Source organism: Streptomyces sp. NPDC003247, from assembly GCF_042888135.1.
Lineage (GTDB): Bacteria > Actinomycetota > Actinomycetes > Streptomycetales > Streptomycetaceae > Streptomyces.
The window spans coordinates 78204-93084 of record NZ_JBIAPF010000020.1; the positions used below are offsets into that span (position 1 = coordinate 78204).

At 73.2% G+C, this 14881-nt stretch carries 18 protein-coding genes and 1 pseudogene; 11 read left to right on the forward strand and 8 right to left on the reverse strand.

All coding sequences use genetic code 11. The features are described from left to right. Positions 1 to 61 precede the first annotated feature (61 nt). Positions 62 to 886, reverse strand: coding sequence for a helix-turn-helix domain-containing protein (locus tag ACFYWQ_RS40720; protein WP_389525156.1), 825 nt, complete (start codon positions 884 to 886; stop codon positions 62 to 64). 182 nt (positions 887 to 1068) lie between these two features. Between ACFYWQ_RS40720 and ACFYWQ_RS40725 the strand changes: the two genes are divergently transcribed. Continuing rightward, a complete protein-coding gene (locus ACFYWQ_RS40725) occupies positions 1069 to 1299 on the forward strand; it encodes a hypothetical protein (protein WP_389525164.1) in 231 nt (76 codons plus the stop codon). After that, positions 1241 to 1747 carry an ATP-binding protein gene (locus ACFYWQ_RS40730; RefSeq protein WP_389524976.1) on the forward strand — a complete coding sequence of 169 codons (507 nt, stop codon included), beginning with the start codon at positions 1241 to 1243 and terminating at the stop codon, positions 1745 to 1747. Before ACFYWQ_RS40725 ends, ACFYWQ_RS40730 begins: the two co-directional genes overlap by 59 nt. 205 nt (positions 1748 to 1952) lie before the next feature. Here ACFYWQ_RS40730 and ACFYWQ_RS40735 read toward each other — a convergent pair whose 3' ends face one another. The 5 genes from ACFYWQ_RS40735 to rpmG form a co-directional block, all read right to left on the reverse strand. Further along, positions 1953 to 2213 (reverse strand): DUF397 domain-containing protein, encoded by a 261-nt coding sequence (locus ACFYWQ_RS40735; protein WP_389524979.1) that lies wholly within the window; start codon positions 2211 to 2213, stop codon positions 1953 to 1955. Positions 2214 to 2978: 765 nt separating this feature from the next. Further along, complete coding sequence (gene rpsR, locus ACFYWQ_RS40740) at positions 2979 to 3212, reverse strand: 30S ribosomal protein S18 (protein ID WP_389524981.1); 234 nt, start codon at positions 3210 to 3212, stop codon at positions 2979 to 2981. Between the two features lie 6 nt (positions 3213 to 3218). Continuing rightward, positions 3219 to 4469 (reverse strand): GTP-binding protein, encoded by a 1251-nt coding sequence (locus ACFYWQ_RS40745; RefSeq protein WP_389524984.1) that lies wholly within the window; start codon positions 4467 to 4469, stop codon positions 3219 to 3221. Beyond that, entirely contained in the window at positions 4466 to 4720 is a 255-nt protein-coding gene (locus tag ACFYWQ_RS40750) for a type B 50S ribosomal protein L31 (protein ID WP_389524987.1), read from the reverse strand. Before ACFYWQ_RS40750 ends, ACFYWQ_RS40745 begins: the two co-directional genes overlap by 4 nt. A gap of 9 nt (positions 4721 to 4729) precedes the next feature. After that, positions 4730 to 4894 carry a 50S ribosomal protein L33 gene (rpmG, locus tag ACFYWQ_RS40755; protein ID WP_171170554.1) on the reverse strand — a complete coding sequence of 55 codons (165 nt, stop codon included), beginning with the start codon at positions 4892 to 4894 and terminating at the stop codon, positions 4730 to 4732. Between the two features lie 62 nt (positions 4895 to 4956). Between rpmG and rpmB the strand changes: the two genes are divergently transcribed. The 6 genes and pseudogenes from rpmB (at position 4957) to ACFYWQ_RS40785 (ending at position 8917) form a co-directional block, all read left to right on the forward strand. Next, positions 4957 to 5193, forward strand: a complete 237-nt coding sequence (gene rpmB / locus ACFYWQ_RS40760; RefSeq protein ID WP_389524990.1) for a 50S ribosomal protein L28 — start codon at positions 4957 to 4959, stop codon at positions 5191 to 5193. Further along, a complete protein-coding gene (gene rpsN, locus ACFYWQ_RS40765; RefSeq protein WP_389524993.1) occupies positions 5193 to 5498 on the forward strand; it encodes a 30S ribosomal protein S14 in 306 nt (101 codons plus the stop codon). The genes rpmB and rpsN overlap by 1 nt, the downstream gene beginning before the upstream one ends. Before the next feature lie 481 nt (positions 5499 to 5979). Continuing rightward, the gene (locus ACFYWQ_RS40770; protein ID WP_389525159.1) at positions 5980 to 6483 is read left to right on the forward strand and encodes a hypothetical protein; all 504 of its coding nucleotides are present in this window, start codon (positions 5980 to 5982) and stop codon (positions 6481 to 6483) included. Positions 6484 to 6845: 362 nt separating this feature from the next. After that, the gene (locus tag ACFYWQ_RS40775; RefSeq protein ID WP_389524996.1) at positions 6846 to 7376 is read left to right on the forward strand and encodes a DUF4232 domain-containing protein; all 531 of its coding nucleotides are present in this window, start codon (positions 6846 to 6848) and stop codon (positions 7374 to 7376) included. A 248-nt stretch (positions 7377 to 7624) separates the two neighbouring features. Continuing rightward, positions 7625 to 8038 (forward strand): annotated as a pseudogene (locus tag ACFYWQ_RS40780) (RICIN domain-containing protein); the annotation flags it as partial. Positions 8039 to 8041: 3 nt separating this feature from the next. After that, the gene (locus tag ACFYWQ_RS40785; protein ID WP_389525162.1) at positions 8042 to 8917 is read left to right on the forward strand and encodes a pectate lyase; all 876 of its coding nucleotides are present in this window, start codon (positions 8042 to 8044) and stop codon (positions 8915 to 8917) included. Between the two features lie 70 nt (positions 8918 to 8987). Here the strand turns inward: ACFYWQ_RS40785 and ACFYWQ_RS40790 are convergent, their stop codons facing one another. Then, positions 8988 to 10124: a DUF2786 domain-containing protein gene (locus tag ACFYWQ_RS40790; RefSeq protein ID WP_389524999.1), complete on the reverse strand. Its 1137-nt coding sequence runs from the start codon at positions 10122 to 10124 to the stop codon at positions 8988 to 8990. A gap of 93 nt (positions 10125 to 10217) precedes the next feature. Here ACFYWQ_RS40790 and ACFYWQ_RS40795 point away from each other — a divergent pair, with 93 nt between their 5' ends. Next, positions 10218 to 10985, forward strand: coding sequence for a Clp protease N-terminal domain-containing protein (locus ACFYWQ_RS40795; protein ID WP_389525002.1), 768 nt, complete (start codon positions 10218 to 10220; stop codon positions 10983 to 10985). Positions 10986 to 11075: 90 nt separating this feature from the next. Then, entirely contained in the window at positions 11076 to 12761 is a 1686-nt protein-coding gene (locus ACFYWQ_RS40800; RefSeq protein ID WP_389525005.1) for a bifunctional 3'-5' exonuclease/DNA polymerase, read from the forward strand. A 90-nt stretch (positions 12762 to 12851) separates the two neighbouring features. On the opposite strand, the gene ACFYWQ_RS40805 is transcribed toward ACFYWQ_RS40800, so the two are convergent. After that, positions 12852 to 13745, reverse strand: coding sequence for a glycosyltransferase family 2 protein (locus ACFYWQ_RS40805; RefSeq protein ID WP_389525007.1), 894 nt, complete (start codon positions 13743 to 13745; stop codon positions 12852 to 12854). Positions 13746 to 13911: 166 nt separating this feature from the next. Here ACFYWQ_RS40805 and ACFYWQ_RS40810 point away from each other — a divergent pair, with 166 nt between their 5' ends. Continuing rightward, complete coding sequence (locus tag ACFYWQ_RS40810; RefSeq protein ID WP_389525009.1) at positions 13912 to 14871, forward strand: D-2-hydroxyacid dehydrogenase family protein; 960 nt, start codon at positions 13912 to 13914, stop codon at positions 14869 to 14871. The last annotated feature ends 10 nt before the right edge of the window (positions 14872 to 14881 follow it).

Here is a 14881-nt window from a genome sequence, read left to right on the forward strand (position 1 = left end):
ACGTCATCGTACGAGCGCGGCAAGGGGGTTGTGGCTTCTCCGGGCTTCTCTGGGGAAAACCCTAGGAAAGCTGGAGGAGACCGCGCAGCAGGTCCCGGCTCTCGTCGAGCCCGGGGCTGTCCTGCTGGAGCTCCTTCAGCGCCTGCTCGTACTGGGCGACGTCCTCGCGTTTGTCCAGGTAGAGGGCGCTGGTGAGCTGCTCCAGGTAGACGACGTCCGACAGGTCCGACTCCGGGAAGCTGAGGATGGTGAAGGCGCCGCTCTCCCCGGAGTGCCCGCCGAAGCCGAACGGCATGATCTGGAGCCGCACGTTGGGGCGCTCGGAGATGTCGATCAGGTGCTGGAGCTGCCCGCGCATCACCTCGCGGTCGCCGTAGGGCCGGCGCAGGGCGGCCTCGTCGAGGACGATGTGGAAGTCGGGGGCGTTCTCGGCCACCAGGTACTTCTGCCGCTCCAGGCGCAGCGCCACCCGGCGGTCGATGTCGGCCACGCTCGCGCCCTTCATGCCGCGCCGCACGACCGCGTGCGCGTACGCCTCGGTCTGGAGCAGCCCGTGCACGAACTGCACCTCGTAGGCACGGATCAGCGAGGCGGCGCCCTCCAGGCCGACGTACGTCGGGAACCAGTTGGGCAGGACGTCGGAGTAACTGTGCCACCAGCCCGCCACGTTGGCCTCGCGGGCGAGCGAGACGAGCGCCTGGCGCTCGGTGTCGTCCGTGATGCCGTACAGCGTCAACAGGTCCTCGACGTCCCGCGTCTTGAAGCTCACCCGGCCCAGCTCCATGCGGCTGATCTTCGACTCCGACGCACGGATCGAGTAGCCGGCCGCCTCGCGCGTGATGCCGCGCGCCTCCCGCAGTCGCCGTAGTTGCGAGCCGAGCAGCATCCGCCGCACCACCGATCCGGGCTCTCCCGCGCTCACCTTCGCCAGCCTCCCCAACCGTTCTCAGGGTCCCGCAGTCTGCCACTAAAACACTTCGAGCTGTACTCGTCCGATTACAGAGATGGAAAGAAGCCAAAGGATACGCACAGAGTGGCCTCAGGGAAGAGAGGGGAGAAGGCAAGGGCATGCCCCTGATCGGCAAGAAGATGGCGGAAAAAATGGCCAAGAAGCGGTACGGGGAGGTCCATTTCGGTCACGTGCACGTGCATCTGCCCTTGCATCTGCCCTACGCATCGGAAACGATGGTCTCGCGCCACCGCTGCATCGCAACGACCGCGAATCCCGGGAGTGCCTCGCATGGGGACGAATGGATCGACCATGCTCGAGCCGTTACGGCAGGGCCTTCCGCCGCTTGATCCCGCGGCCGTGTCCGACGCCGCCTCCTGTGCACTGCCCGCCCGTTACGAAGCGGTGCGCGAGGCACGGCAGTTCACCCGCAGAACGCTCGGACAGTGGGATGTCGGCGACCGTTTCGACGACGTCTGTCTGGTCGTCTCCGAGCTGGTGACCAACGCCCTGCGGCACGGACTGCCGTCCGACTGCGCCCCCCGCCTCCCGCACGAGCAGCATCCGCCCGTGCGGCTGCACCTGATGCGGTGGACCGAGCGGCTGGTGTGCGCGGTGCGCGATCACAGCGACGACAGCCCGCTGCCGCGCGAGGCGGACGACTTCGCCGCCGAGTGCGGCCGCGGCCTGTTCCTGGTCGACTCCTTCGCCGACGGCTGGGGCTGGCACCCGTTCGCCGGCACGCTGGGCGGGAAGGTCGTGTGGGCGCTGTTCCGGCTGCCCACCGCGGATGAATGAGAACCGCGGCGTCTTGTGACGCCGCGGTTCTACGCGCGTCGTAGCCACTTTTCCACCCCTTCCCGCAGAATCTCCGCCGCCACCACCGCCTCCACCGCCAGACGGTCACGCAGCCGGGCAGCCGGGCAGCAGGCGATGGACAGCGGACGCAGACGGGTCAGACGGCAGACGGCAGACGGGTCAGACGGCAGACGGCAGACGGTGGTCAGCTCGCGATCAGGTGGTCGAACTCGCCGTCCTTGATGCCCAGCAGCATCGCCTCGATCTCGGCACGCGTGTAGACGAGCGCGGGACCGTCCGGGAAGCGCGAGTTGCGCACGGCCACCTCACCGCCGGGCAACCGCGCGAACTCCACGCAGGAACCCTGTGAATTGCTGTGCCGGCTCTTCTGCCAGGCAACCCCGGACAGCTGTGTGGCCGCCATGCCGTTGTACACGTCATGCCCCCCGTCAACGTCGTGGTCCACAGGTCGCTCCCTGGTGGTGCACTGGCTCGTGTGGCCATAGGTGCCGTGGTCAACTGTTCCGGATCATAACCCCGTTCATGTGCAGCTGCATGAGCAGATGCACGTGCACGCCGGGTGCCTGTGCGGTTACAGCGGGGACGCCCGCCCTACCCGATGCCTTCGCCCTTCGGTCCCCGTCGCGCGTCTGCCCCGGGGTCCACGGGCCATGCGACCACCGGTTCCTGTGGGTGGCCTGCGTAGGCCGCCGGCCGCCCACAGATGGTTCGGATCGAACTATCGCGCACAGGAGAAGACGCACCGGGTGGCGCCCGTGTTCCGCCGTCGCGCATCCGGTTCGGCCGGCGACGCACCGTGCGCACCGCGGGTTCCGGCCGGGGCCCCCGTGCCCGGGCGGACTCGGACCGTCCATTCACCGCACCCGCGCGGCGCGCGGACGGCCCACGAGGCCCTCGCGCCGCGCCAACCGGAACGCCACGCACCTCCCCCGCCCCCGGCGCGAACAGGCCGGGCCGCCTCCCCCACCCCCGGCGTCCGCGACAAGCGCTCGCCCCCGCGGACGACGGGGAGATCGTCCACAGGGGCGAGCGGCGGGACCGGCGCGCACACGGCCGCGCCGAGGGCACGTCGGCGCAGATTCACCCGGAGCCGGCACGCGACGGAACCGGACAGCGGTCGTATTCCCGCTCCTCGGAACGGCGTCCGGGCATACGCCACCGGCGCGACCGTGCCTACGCCGGTGGCCGGTCTCCGCTCATGCCCTCGGCGTCAGCGGCCGCCGTACGGCAGGAGGGCCATCTCCCGGGCGTTCTTGATCGCTCGGGCCACCTGGCGCTGCTGCCGGGCCGAGATCCGGGTGACCCGGCGGCTGCGGATCTTGCCGCGGTCGGAGAGGAACGTCCGCAGCAGGTCGGTGTCCTTGTAGTCGATGTACGTGATCCCGGCCCGGTACAGCGGGTTGGGCCGGTTCCGGGCGGGCTCGCGCTCGCTCCTGCGGGGCATCGGGGGTCAGACCTCCAGAAGGGTGTCGAAGGCGGGCGGCAGCCGCTTCCAGGCGTCGCGCCCGGCGGCGTACTCGGCGTCGGTGAGCAGGCAGGACTCCAGCAGACCGGTCAGGCCGTCCCGGTCGAGCGCGGGGGACGTGAAGACCAGGTGCTGGCAGCGGTCGCCGTGTTCGGGGTGCCAGTCCAGCGCGGCGGCCGCGCGGCGCACGGGCGGCACCAGGTCCCAGGCCGCGTCGGGCAGGGACGCGAGCCACGGCCCGGCCGGCTCCACGCACAGGGCTCCGCCGGCCGCGTCCCAGTGGAGCAGCGTGTCGGGCCGGTCGGCGAGCCAGAACCGGCCCCTGCTGCGGGCCGCGGCACAGGTCAGACCCTCCAGCGCCGCGTACAGCCGCTCCGGGTGGAAGGGGCGGCGGCGGTGCCAGACGAGCGTGGTGACACCGTGCGCGTCGGCCTCGGCGGGCAGCAGCGCGCAGGCCGGGTGCTGTGCTGCGGTGGCCGCCTCCACGTCGAAGCCGGCGAGGGCGGCGGCGGCCAGCGGGGAACCGGGCGTGTCGGGCAGGGGGCCGGGTGGGGGTGTGGGTGGGGGGCTCTCGGAGGCGGACGACGGGGTGCCCGCCCGGTTCCCCGACCTGTTCCCTGGCCTGTTCCCCGGCCGGCCGCCCGGCACGGGGACCCCGACCCTGCGGGCCGTGGGGTGGAGCTGGGCCAGCAGCTCGTGGTCCTCGTCGTCGGCCTCCGGGGAGTCCACGACGGCCAGGACCGGGGCGTACTCCAGCTGCCGCGCGAAGGTGTCGGCGACGGTCCGCCGGTCGGTGGCGGCCGCGGCGAGGCCGACGTCCGCGAGGTCGTCGCCGTCGGCGAGGTACGGCAGCAGCAGTGCCGGGTCGACGGCCGTGATCACGCCGGTGACGGTGAGACCGCCGGCCACCACCGCCTCGGCCATCGCCTTGGGCTCGACGGAGTCCCACAGCTCGACCACCGCGAGCCGCGTGGTGCCGTCGTCGGCGAGGCGGCGCAGTTCGGGCACCAGGTCCTCGCGCAGGGCGCAGCAGGCGCAGTCGTCGACCAGGGGCGCCTCGCGGACCGAGAGGACGCCGGTGGCGTCCCGCACGGTCCGTACGACCGTACCGGCGGCGGCCGTCGACAGGTCGTGGTGGAGGACGACGGCGCCGGGCACGTCGGCGAGCAGCCGCGCGACGGCCGCCCCGCGGGCGTCGGCGTGCAGCCCGCCGACCAGGACCACGGACAGGCTCACGCCCCGCCCCGCTTCCCGTACCGGAGCTCGAAGCGCTCCACGCGGCCGGCCGTGTCCAGGACGCGGGCGGTGCCGGTGTAGAAGGGGTGGCTGACGTTCGAGATCTCGACGTCCACGACCGGGTAGGTGTGCCCGTCCTCCCACTCGATCGTCTTCTCGCCGGTCATCGTCGAACGGGTGAGGAAGGCGTGGCCCGCGGCCCGGTCGCGGAAGACGACGGGACCGTAGGCGGGGTGGATTCCCTTGCGCATGGCGGTGGTTCAGCGCTCCTCTCGGAAGTCGACGTGACGGCCGACGACGGGGTCGTACTTGCGCAGGGTCATGCGGTCCGGGTCGTTGCGGCGGTTCTTGCGGGTGACGTAGGTGTAGCCGGTGCCCGCCGTGGAGCGGAGTCTGACGACCGGGCGCAGTTCGTTGCGTGCCATGCTGATACCTTACTGAAAATGAATTCCATTAGCACTACCGCTTCAGGAGAGGTACGTCACCCATGTCCGCGCACTGCATGCTGACCGGCGCCCGGCCCGGCTTCGGCAACCGCGTCTCCCACTCCCACCGGCGCACCTCGCGCCGCTTCGACCCGAACATCCAGTCCAAGAGGTACTGGCTGCCCGGCGAAGGCCGGTACGTGCGGCTGCGGTTGAGCGCCCGCGGGATCCGGACCGTCGACGCGATCGGCGTCGAGGCCGCCGTGGCCCGGATCCGCGCCCGGGGGGTGAGGCTCTGATGGCGAAGAAGAGCAAGATCGCGAAGAACGAGCAGCGGCGGGAGACCGTCGCCCGGTACGCCGGGCGGCGGGCCGAGCTGAAGGAGATCCTCCGGCGCCCGTCGTCGGCGGACGCGGAAAGGCAGGCCGCTCGGCGCGAGCTGCGCCGCCAGCCGCGTGACGCGAGCGCCACGCGCGTACGCAACCGTGACCAGGTGGACGGACGGCCGCGGGGGTACTTCCGCGCGTTCGGGCTGTCCCGGGTGAGCCTGCGGGAGCAGGCGCACGCGGGGTATCTGCCGGGGGTGCGGAAGGGGTCGTGGTGAGGGTGGAGACGGTGCGGGGAGGGCGGTCGCCGAGGGGGCGGCCGGGGGTGGTGCTGGGGGTGCGCCCTGGGGTGCGGCCGGGGCGCGACCGGGGCGCGACCGGGGTCGCCGCCGGGAGTCCTGCCGGGAGTGCAGTCGGGGCCCCGCCGGGGACGCCGCCGGGAATACCGCCAGGGGTCGGTCGGAGCCGTCGCCGGAGTCCTGCCGGGAGTGCAGTCGGGGCCCCGCCGGGGACGCCGCCGGGAATACCGCCGGGGGTCGGTCGGAGCCGTCGCCGGGGGTGCTGCCGGGGCGGGGGCGGCTGGTAGCTTGCTGCGGTCCTTCCGGCCGACCGGGCCGCCCGGCTACCGCTTGGGAGCTAGCAGTGACCACGGCGAACTTCTCGCGCACCACGCCCTCCTCGAGCCACTCCCCCTCCCTCTCGACCGCCCTCCCGACCTCCCCTTCGGCGCGCCCCGCGCGTGGGACGGCCCTCCGGGCGGTGCGGGCCGCCGTCGTGACGGCCACGCTGGCCGGCGCGCTCGCGCTGACCGCGTGCAGCGACGGCGGCGGGTCCGACGACACGCCGTCGGCCACGTCCGGCACGGCGTCCGGCACGGCGTCGGGCGCGGCCACCGGGGGCGGCACCGGCGGCTCCGACAGCACCGGCGGATCCGCGTCCGCGCGGGCCTCCTCCGAGCTGGAGGGCAGCTGGCTCGCCACCACGGACGGCAAGGCCGTCGCCCTGGTCGTCACCGGTTCGCAGGCCGCCCTCTTCGCGACCGGCGGGACCGTGTGCAGCGGGACCGCCGGCGAGGAGGCGGACATGCAGATGATCCGCCTGAAGTGCACGACCGGTACGGACGACCGGACGACCGGCATGGTCGACTCCGTCGACACGGACTCCCTCCGGATCACCTGGGAGGGTGGGGCCGGTCAGGAGTCGTTCACCAAGGCGGAGGGCGGCCAGTTGCCGTCGGGACTGCCGACCGCCGGCCTGGGGTGACCGGACACCATGGCCAGGCGCCGTGGCCATACACCGTGGCAGGTCGCCCTGGCCAGGCACCGTGGCCGTACACCCTGGCCAGGCACCGTGGCAGGTCGCCCTGGCCAGGCGCCGTGGCCGTACACCCTGGCCAGGCACCGTGGCAGGTCGCCCTGGCCAGGCGCCGTGGCCGGACGCCGTCCGGGCCCTGGACGCCGTCCGGGCCCTGAGCGCCCTGTGACCGCATGCCGTGACCGGACACCCTGTGACCGTCGTGGCCGGGGTCTGTGACCGGTGGTCCGGATGGCGGGGTGGGCGGCGGTTCGGGGCGGACATGCGTGATGATCCTTCGAGCACCGTCACGTCATGCAAGGGACCCATACATGCGCGCCGTTCCGATCACCGTCACCGCCCTCGCCGCCGCCTTCCTCCTCACCGCGTGCGGCGGCGGGGACGACAACTCCTCCGGTGGCGAGGAGAACAAGGCCGCGTCCGGCTCCGCCTGTGCCGCCGGTGACCTCGCCATGGAGCTGGGCGCGGTGAACGCCGCTCCCGCCGCCGGGGACACCGGCAACGTCACCGTCACGGTCACGAACAACGGCGCCGAGTGCACCCTGGACGGCTTCCCCGAGGTCGCGTTCGACGCCGACGGCACCAGCACCGCCGTCCCGCGGAACGAGGCCGCCGAGGCACAGGAGCTGACCCTGCCGGAGCAGGGCACGACCTCCTTCACGATCACGTACGTCCGTGCCGAGGAAGGCGGCTCGGAGGGCCTTGCCGTGACGACGGTGAAGTACGGGCTGCCGGGCGGCGAGGCGGACCAGAGCTTCGCGTGGACGTACGGCGACGTGGCTTTGAAGAGCGAGGACACCCCGGACGCCTCGGTGAGCGCCTTCCAGCAGGCGGGCGACTGACCGTCGAGAACAGCCCTGGCGCGGGCCCGAGAAAAAAATCTCGCCGCCCGGCAACCTCCGGCCGGGCGGCGGCGACAAAGGGCCAGATGGACGAGGAAGGCCATCGCACGCCGAACGAAAGCTGCGACATGAGTACAGAGACAGCCCCACGCCCGGGGCACCGCCGGAGGAACGGACGTCGCCGTACCGTCCTGGTCGGTGCCATCGCCGCATCGCTGGTCGGCGGCGCCGTCGTCGGCGGAGTGCTGATGACGGCGTCCGCCTCCGGACCGGGCGCGGGCACCTACCGTCTGGTGAACTCGGACGGCACCTGTCTGGAGGTCCCCTCGGCGAGCACGGCGGACGGTGTCCAGCTGACGCTGGCCACGTGTGACGGGGGCGCCGACCAGAACTGGAAGCTGACCGCGTCCGGGGACGGGTTCACCGTGGCGTCCTCCGCCACCGGGCTGTGCGCCGGGGTCCAGGGCGACTCGGCCTCCGCCGGCAAGGCCGTACAGCAACAGACCTGCGACGACGGCACCTCGCAGGTCTGGCGGATCAGCGCGCTGGACGACGCGTACCACCTGGTCAACGCGCACAGCGAGAAGTGCCTGAACGCCAAGTCCGCGCGGGCGCAGCAGAACTCCTGCGACAAGGCGGCCACCAAGAGCTGGACCCTGGACACGGTGAGCGGTGCGTCGGCCACGCCGTCGGCCGGTGCGACGACGTCCGCCTCCGCGTCTCCGTCGGCCACCGCCACCACCTCGGCCTCGGCTTCGGCTTCCGCCTCGGCCACCGCCTCCGCCTCCGCGACGGCGACGGCGACGGCGACGGCGACGGCGAGTGCCACGGCCTCCAGCGGCACCACGTTCGCCTCCTGGCCCACGGCCACCGGCGAGCAGGCCGTCACCGAGACCATCGAGGTGAGCGGGACGTACGACGGCTCCCTGAAGCGCTTCTACGGTTCGGGCGACCTGGGCGGCGACGGCCAGGACGAGGGCCAGGACCCGATCTTCAAGCTCGCCGACGGCGCGACGCTGAAGAACGTGATCCTCGGCTCCCCGGCCGCCGACGGCGTCCACTGCTCCGGCAGTTGCACGCTCCAGAACGTGTGGTGGGAGGATGTCGGCGAGGACGCCGCGACCTTCAAGGGCAAGTCCTCCTCGGCGACCTACGTGATCGACGGCGGCGGTGCGCAGAAGGCCGACGACAAGGTCTTCCAGCACAACGGCGCCGGCACCCTGACCATCAAGAACTTCCAGGTCTCCGACTTCGGCAAGCTCTACCGGTCGTGCGGCAACTGCTCGACGCAGTACACCCGGCACGTGGTGGTCAGCAACGTCCAGGTCACCAGCCCCGGCAAGGTCGTCGTCGGGATCAACTCCAACTACGGTGACACGGCCACGCTGTCCGACGTGACGATCGTCGGTGACAGCAGCAAGAAGATCACCGTGTGCGAGCGTTTCGAGGGCAACAGCAGCGGCGACGAGCCGACCGAGCTGGGCAGCGGCCCGGACGGCACGTACTGCATCTACGACTCCTCGGACGTGACCTACCAGTAGGCCCTGTCCGCCCACCCGCCCGCCCGCCCGCCGGCCGTGTCAACGGTCCGGCGGGCGGGCCGCGTCGGCGTCAGCCGGTGCCCGGGGCTCGTCCGGGCAGGCGGGGCCGGGAGTTCATCCGGGCCCGGTCCGCCGCCTGGGCGCCCTCCGTCCAGCCCGCCTCGTCGGTGACGCCGCGCAGGCGGGTGGTGACGGTCTCCGGGAACATGCGGTCGGTCGCGTCGGTGACCGCGAGGTCGCGGGTGGCGAGGACCGGGAGCAGGTCGTCGGTCACCTGAGTGTCGGCGGCCGCCGCGAGGCGGGTGCCGATGCGGTGGGCGTAGGCGGCGAGGAAGGACTGGCGGAAGGTCTTGGTGCGTCTGCGGCCGCCCGCCCGCTGGGCCGCCTCCGCCCTGGTCAGCGCGGTCTGCGCCTGCACCAGCAGGGACGTGAAGAGCAGTTCCACCACCTCCAGGTCGGCTTCGAACCCGACGACCGTGGAGAAGCAGAAGGGTTCGTTCCACACCGCCCGGCAGTGGTTGGCGTCGGCGACCGCGTCCAGGAGCACCGCCTTGGCCTGCTCGTACGGCGGCTCCACGCCGATCCGGCAGGCGCCGGGGGCGTCCGGAGCCGGGGCCCGGGCGTCGAGCAGGGCCTCGTCGACGCTGTGCCGGGCCATCAGTTCCTGCGCCTTCGCGGTGAGCGCCTCCGCCTCCTCCGGGTATCCGGTCGCCTCCGCCTTGGCGAGCAGGGCGCGGATGCGGGTGAGCATGCGGGAGTCGGAGCGGGCCGCCCGGTCCCGGCGCGGTTCCTGGAGGGGTTCGAGGGTGGGCAGGCGCAGCAGCAGGCGGTACAGCTCCAGGACCGCGGTGGCGTGCGAGAAGCGGTCGGTGCGCGGCGGGGCCTCCGTGGGCAGCTCCTCCAGCTGAGCCGTCCAGCGCCGGCCGCGCGGGCGCCCCTCCTCCCGGCGGTCCTGCGCGCGGATCAGTGACGCGAGCAGGCGGACGTGGGGCTCGTCCAGGTCGCGGCGCACGAGCCGTACGACGTCGGCGGGCTGCCAGCCGCGCCGCCAGGCCGCCGCCACGAACTCCTCACCGCGGCGCGCGAGTCCGGCGTCCGCCGAGGGGTCGGCGGCGAGCAGGGACGCGCCCGCGTCGAGGGCGGTGTCGCCCGTTTCGTAGAGGGCCGCGCGGAGGGCCCGGTCGACGGTGGGCGTGCTGCTGGTCATCCGGTGATGGTGTCACGGGCGGGGACGGGGACGAGTTCCGGCAAGTGTCAACTCAGGGTTGACGACCTAAGGGCGTCAACCTAAGGTTGACACATGACTTCCTCGTCCCAGAACCCCACGGCGTCCATCCGTCTCGACGACCTCATCCACGCGATCAAGAAGGTCCACCCGGAGCCCCTCGCCCAGCTCCAGGACGCGGTCATCGCGGCCGAGCACCTCGATGACGTGGCCGACCACCTGATCGGCCACTTCGTCGACCAGGCCCGCCGTTCGGGCGCCTCCTGGACGGACATCGGCCGGAGCATGGGCGTGACGCGGCAGGCCGCGCAGAAGAGGTTCGTGCCCAAGGAGTCGACCGACCTCGACCCGAGCCAGGGCTTCAACCGGTACACCCCGCGCGCGCGGAACGTCGTCATGGCCGCCCACACCGAGGCCAGGGCAGCCCGCACACCGGAGGGCCTCCCCGCCCACCTGGTCCTCGGGCTGCTCGCCGAGCCGGAGGGCATCGCGGCGAAGGCCCTCGCCGGGCAGGGCGTCTCCGCGGACACGGTCCGCGAGGCCGCCACGGCCGCGCTGCCGCCCGCCGCCGAGGAGGTGCCCGAACTCATCCCCTACGGCTCGGACGCCAAGAAGGTCCTGGAACTCACCTTCCGCGAGGCCCTCCGCCTCGGCCACCACTACATCGGCACCGAGCACGTCCTCCTGGCCCTCCTGGAGTTCGAGAACGGCGAGGGCGTGCTCAGCGGCCTCGGCATCCGGAAGACGGAGGTCGAGCGGTACGTGGCGGAAGCGCTCGCCGAGCTGGTGAAGGCGCAGGAGGGGGAGCGGGAGGGGAAGGAAGAGGGAGAGCAGGGGGAATGAGCGGGGGCCGGGCCGGGCCGTTCGGGCCGTTCGGGCTCGCCGGCCACGGACGCGCGGGGCGTTGTCAGACCCCCCTGGCAGACTCGCGGTATGGGTGATCGGTGGGTGCTCGCTCCGGTCGAGGGTGGCGGTGCGGAGCTGGTCGCCCTCGGCGGGGACGGGCTGCCGGTGGGGCCGGTGGTGCGGGAGGGGGATCTGGTGGAGGCGGTGCGGGGGCGGCCCGGGGTGGCGCGGTGGGTCTGGCGTTCGACGGCCGAGGTGTATCCGCGGCTGCTCGCCGCGGGGGTGCGCGTCGAGCGGTGCTACGACGTGGAGGACGCCGAGACCCTCCTGCTCGGCCACGAGGGACGGCACGGCGAGCCCCGGTCGGCCGCCGCCGCCCTGGCCCGGCTGCGCGGCGGGCCCGTACCGCCGGACCCGCCGCAGCGCTCCGCCGAGCCCGGCGCGCAGTCCTCGCTGTTCGAACCGGAGGCCGCCGGGCTGCCGCTCGCCGACCTCCTCACCGTCTACGCCGGCCAGCAGCGGCGCCACGACCGGGCGGAGCACCCGGAGCGGATGCGGCTGCTGACGGCGGCCGAGTCGGCGGGGATGCTGGTGGCCGCCGAGATGAACCGGGCGGGGCTGCCGTGGAGCGCGCGGGTGCACCGCGCGGTGCTCGACGATCTCCTCGGCGAGCGGTACGCGGGCGGGGGCGAGCCCCGTCGGCTGGCCGAACTCACCGACGAGGTGTCCGCCGCCTTCGGGCGCCGGGTGCGGCCGGATCTGCCCGCCGATGTGATCAAGGCGTTCGCGCAGGCCGGGATCAGGATCAGGTCGACGCGGCGCTGGGAGATCGAGTCGGTCGACCATCCGGCCGTGCGGCCGCTGATCGAGTACAAGAAGCTGTACCGCATCTGGGTGGCGCACGGCTGGTCCTGGCTCCAGGACTGGGTGCGGGAGGGCCGCTTCCGGCCCGGGTTCCTCGCGGGCGGCACGGTCAGCGGGCGCTGGGTGACCAACGGCGGGGGCGCCCTGCAGATCCCCAAGGTGATCCGGCGGGCCGTGGTCGCCGACCCCGGCTGGCGGCTCGTCGTCGCCGACGCCGACCAGATGGAGCCGCGGGTGCTCGCGGCGATCTCCCGCGACCCCGGGCTGATGGAGGTGGCGGGCCGCGGGACCGACCTCTACCAGTCCGTCTCCGACCGCGCCTTCTCCGGCGACCGCGCCCAGGCCAAGCTCGCCGTGCTCGGCGCGGTGTACGGCCAGACGTCCGGCGACGGTCTGAAGAACCTCGCCGCGCTGCGCCGCCGCTTCCCGCGCGCGGTGGCCTACGTCGACGAGGCGGCGCGGGCCGGCGAGGAGGGCCGGCTCGTGCGCACCTGGCTGGGCCGGACCTGTCCGCCCGTGGCCGGGGCGACGGACGGCACGGCGGAGGAGGCGGGCATCCCCGCCGGGGACGAGGAGGCCGAGAGCCGGCCGTGGGCGCCCGGCCACTCCTCCTCCGACGCCCGCGCGCGCGGCCGCTTCGCCCGCAACTTCGTCGTCCAGGGCAGCGCCGCCGACTGGGCCCTGCTGCTGCTCGCCGCACTCCGCCGGACGTGCGCCGGTCTGGCGGCCGAGCTGGTCTTCTTCCAGCACGACGAGGTGATCGTGCACTGCCCGGAGGAGGAGGCCGAGACGGTCGTCGCCGCGATCCGGGAGGCGGCGGACCTGGCCGGACGGCTGACGTTCGGCGAGACGCCGGTGCGGTTCCCGTTCACCACGGCCGTGGTGGAGTGCTATGCGGACGCCAAGTGACGACCGGTGGCCACGGCCCCGCGTTCGGGTGGGGTCGTGCGTTCGGGTGGGGTCGTGCGTTCGGGCGGGGTCCCGCGTCCGGGCGGGGTCTCAGATGACCGGGGGCCTGCCCAGCCGGGTCAGTCGCCACACCGTCCGCCAGCGCATGGGCCGCCGTGGGCCGGCCGACGTGCGCACCCCTTCGGCGAACCCGCCGAACCAGGCCCGCAGACCACCGAGGGAACGGGTGCGCAGCAGTGTGACGAGGACCCACACCCCCAGGTGCACCGGAACGAGCGGCAGCGGGAGGTTGCGCCGGACCAGCCACACCCGGTTGCGGGCGGTGACCCGGTGGTAGATGGCGTGCCGGGCGGGCGAGGTCTTCGGGTGCTGGAGCAGCAGCTCGGGCGCGTACAGGATGTGCCAGCCGGCGTCCGCGGCGCGCCAGGCCAGATCGGTCTCCTCGTGGGCGAAGAAGAACTCGGCGGGCCAGTCGCCGGTCCGGTCGAGCATCTCCATGCGCAGGGCGTGGCCGCCGCCGAGGAAGCCGGTGACGTACCCGCCCCGCATCGGGTCGGAGGCGCCCACGCGCGGCACGTGCCGCCGCTGGGTCTCACCGTGCTCGTCGGCGATGCGGAAGCCGACGATGCCCAGGCGCGGGTCGGCGGCGTACAGGTCGCGGACGCGGCGCAGCACGTCGGCGTCGACGAGCAGCCCGTCGTCGTCCAGCTCCACGACGACGTCGACGTCGCCGTACTCCCGGAGCCGGGCGAGGGCGACGTTGCGGCCGCCGGGGCAGCCGAGGTTCTCGTCGGTCTCGACGGTGGTGACCTCGCCGGGCAGGGAGAGCCGGCGGGCGAACTCGGGCAGCCGGCAGCCGTTGCCGACGATCACGATGCGGGCGGGCGCGAGGTCCTGTTTCGCCACCGACTCCAGCAGGGCGTCGACCTCGACGGGCCGGTTGCCCATCGTCACCACGGCAACGGCGATCCTCGGCTCCACCACGTCCCACGCTCCGTCCGGCCCTCGACGGCTCCCCGGCCCGTCCCGGCGGTGCCCGTCGTTCACCAAGATGTTGCCTCAGATCCGGAGGCTGCCCCGACGCCGGTTCACTTCGTGTCGGCTTTGCATCGTTTTTACCGTTTTCCCCGAGCAGGAGGACCCGACCGCCATGCCTTTCCGCTGTGCCGTGCTCGACGACTTCCAGAACGTCGCCACCGAGGTCGTCGACTGGTCGGTCCTGGGCGACGGGGTGCAGGTCGTCACCTTCACCGAGCATGTCGCCACCGACGACGCACTCGTGGCCGCGCTGGCCGGCTTCGACTGTGTGGTCACCCTGCGCGAGCGCGTCGCCTTCCCGGCCTCGCTGCTGGACCGGCTGCCGCGCCTGAAGCTGCTGATCGCCTCCGGCATGCGCAACTCGGCGATCGACTACACGGCGGCCCGGAGGAACGGCGTGACCGTCTGCGGCACGGAGAGCTCCTCCACCCCGCCGGTCGAGCTCACCTGGGCCCTGCTGCTCGGGCTCGCCCGCGGTCTGGTCCAGGAGACCACCGCCCTGCGCGAGGGCGGCCCGTGGCAGTCCACCGTCGGCGCCGACCTGCACGGCCGCCGGCTCGGTCTGCTGGGCCTGGGCAGGACCGGCAGCCTGGTCGCCCGGGTCGGCCTCGCCTTCGGCATGGAGGTGACGGCCTGGAGCCAGAACCTCACCCCGGAGCGCGCGGACGAGGTCGGCGTCCGTCCGGCCGCCTCGAAGGAGGAACTGCTCCGCGAGAGCGACTTCGTCTCCGTGCACCTCGCCCTGAGCGACCGCACCCGCGGCCTGCTGGGCCCCGCCGAACTCGCCCTCCTCAAGCCGACCGCGTTCCTGGTCCACACCTCGCGTGCGGCGATCGTCGACCAGGACGCGCTGCTGGCCGCGCTGCGGGAGGGCCGGATCGCGGGAGCCGGGGTGGACGTGTTCGACGTCGAGCCCCTGCCCCACGACCATCCGATGCGGACGGCACCCCGGCTCCTGGCGACCCCGCACCTGGGGTACGTCTCCCGCGCCAACTACGAGCGCTACTACGGGCAGGCCGTGGACGGCATCCGGGCGTTCCTGGCCGGGGAGCCGGTGCGCGTACTCGGCTGACCGGCTCCCG

Excerpts from the sequence above, each read along its gene's own strand:
- ACFYWQ_RS40720 (WP_389525156.1), bottom strand. The coding sequence starts at position 886 with ATGCTGCTCGGCTCGCAACTACGGCGACTGCGGGAGGCGCGCGGCATC.
- ACFYWQ_RS40725 (WP_389525164.1), top strand. The coding sequence starts at position 1,069 with ATGCCCCTGATCGGCAAGAAGATGGCGGAAAAAATGGCCAAGAAGCGG.
- ACFYWQ_RS40730 (WP_389524976.1), top strand. The coding sequence starts at position 1,241 with ATGGGGACGAATGGATCGACCATGCTCGAGCCGTTACGGCAGGGCCTT.
- rpsR (WP_389524981.1), bottom strand. The coding sequence starts at position 3,212 with ATGCCCCGCAGGAGCGAGCGCGAGCCCGCCCGGAACCGGCCCAACCCG.
- ACFYWQ_RS40750 (WP_389524987.1), bottom strand. The coding sequence starts at position 4,720 with ATGCGCAAGGGAATCCACCCCGCCTACGGTCCCGTCGTCTTCCGCGAC.
- rpmG (WP_171170554.1), bottom strand. The coding sequence starts at position 4,894 with ATGGCACGCAACGAACTGCGCCCGGTCGTCAGACTCCGCTCCACGGCG.
- rpmB (WP_389524990.1), top strand. The coding sequence starts at position 4,957 with ATGTCCGCGCACTGCATGCTGACCGGCGCCCGGCCCGGCTTCGGCAAC.
- rpsN (WP_389524993.1), top strand. The coding sequence starts at position 5,193 with ATGGCGAAGAAGAGCAAGATCGCGAAGAACGAGCAGCGGCGGGAGACC.
- ACFYWQ_RS40775 (WP_389524996.1), top strand. The coding sequence starts at position 6,846 with ATGCGCGCCGTTCCGATCACCGTCACCGCCCTCGCCGCCGCCTTCCTC.
- ACFYWQ_RS40790 (WP_389524999.1), bottom strand. The coding sequence starts at position 10,124 with ATGACCAGCAGCACGCCCACCGTCGACCGGGCCCTCCGCGCGGCCCTC.
- ACFYWQ_RS40795 (WP_389525002.1), top strand. The coding sequence starts at position 10,218 with ATGACTTCCTCGTCCCAGAACCCCACGGCGTCCATCCGTCTCGACGAC.
- ACFYWQ_RS40800 (WP_389525005.1), top strand. The coding sequence starts at position 11,076 with ATGGGTGATCGGTGGGTGCTCGCTCCGGTCGAGGGTGGCGGTGCGGAG.
- ACFYWQ_RS40810 (WP_389525009.1), top strand. The coding sequence starts at position 13,912 with ATGCCTTTCCGCTGTGCCGTGCTCGACGACTTCCAGAACGTCGCCACC.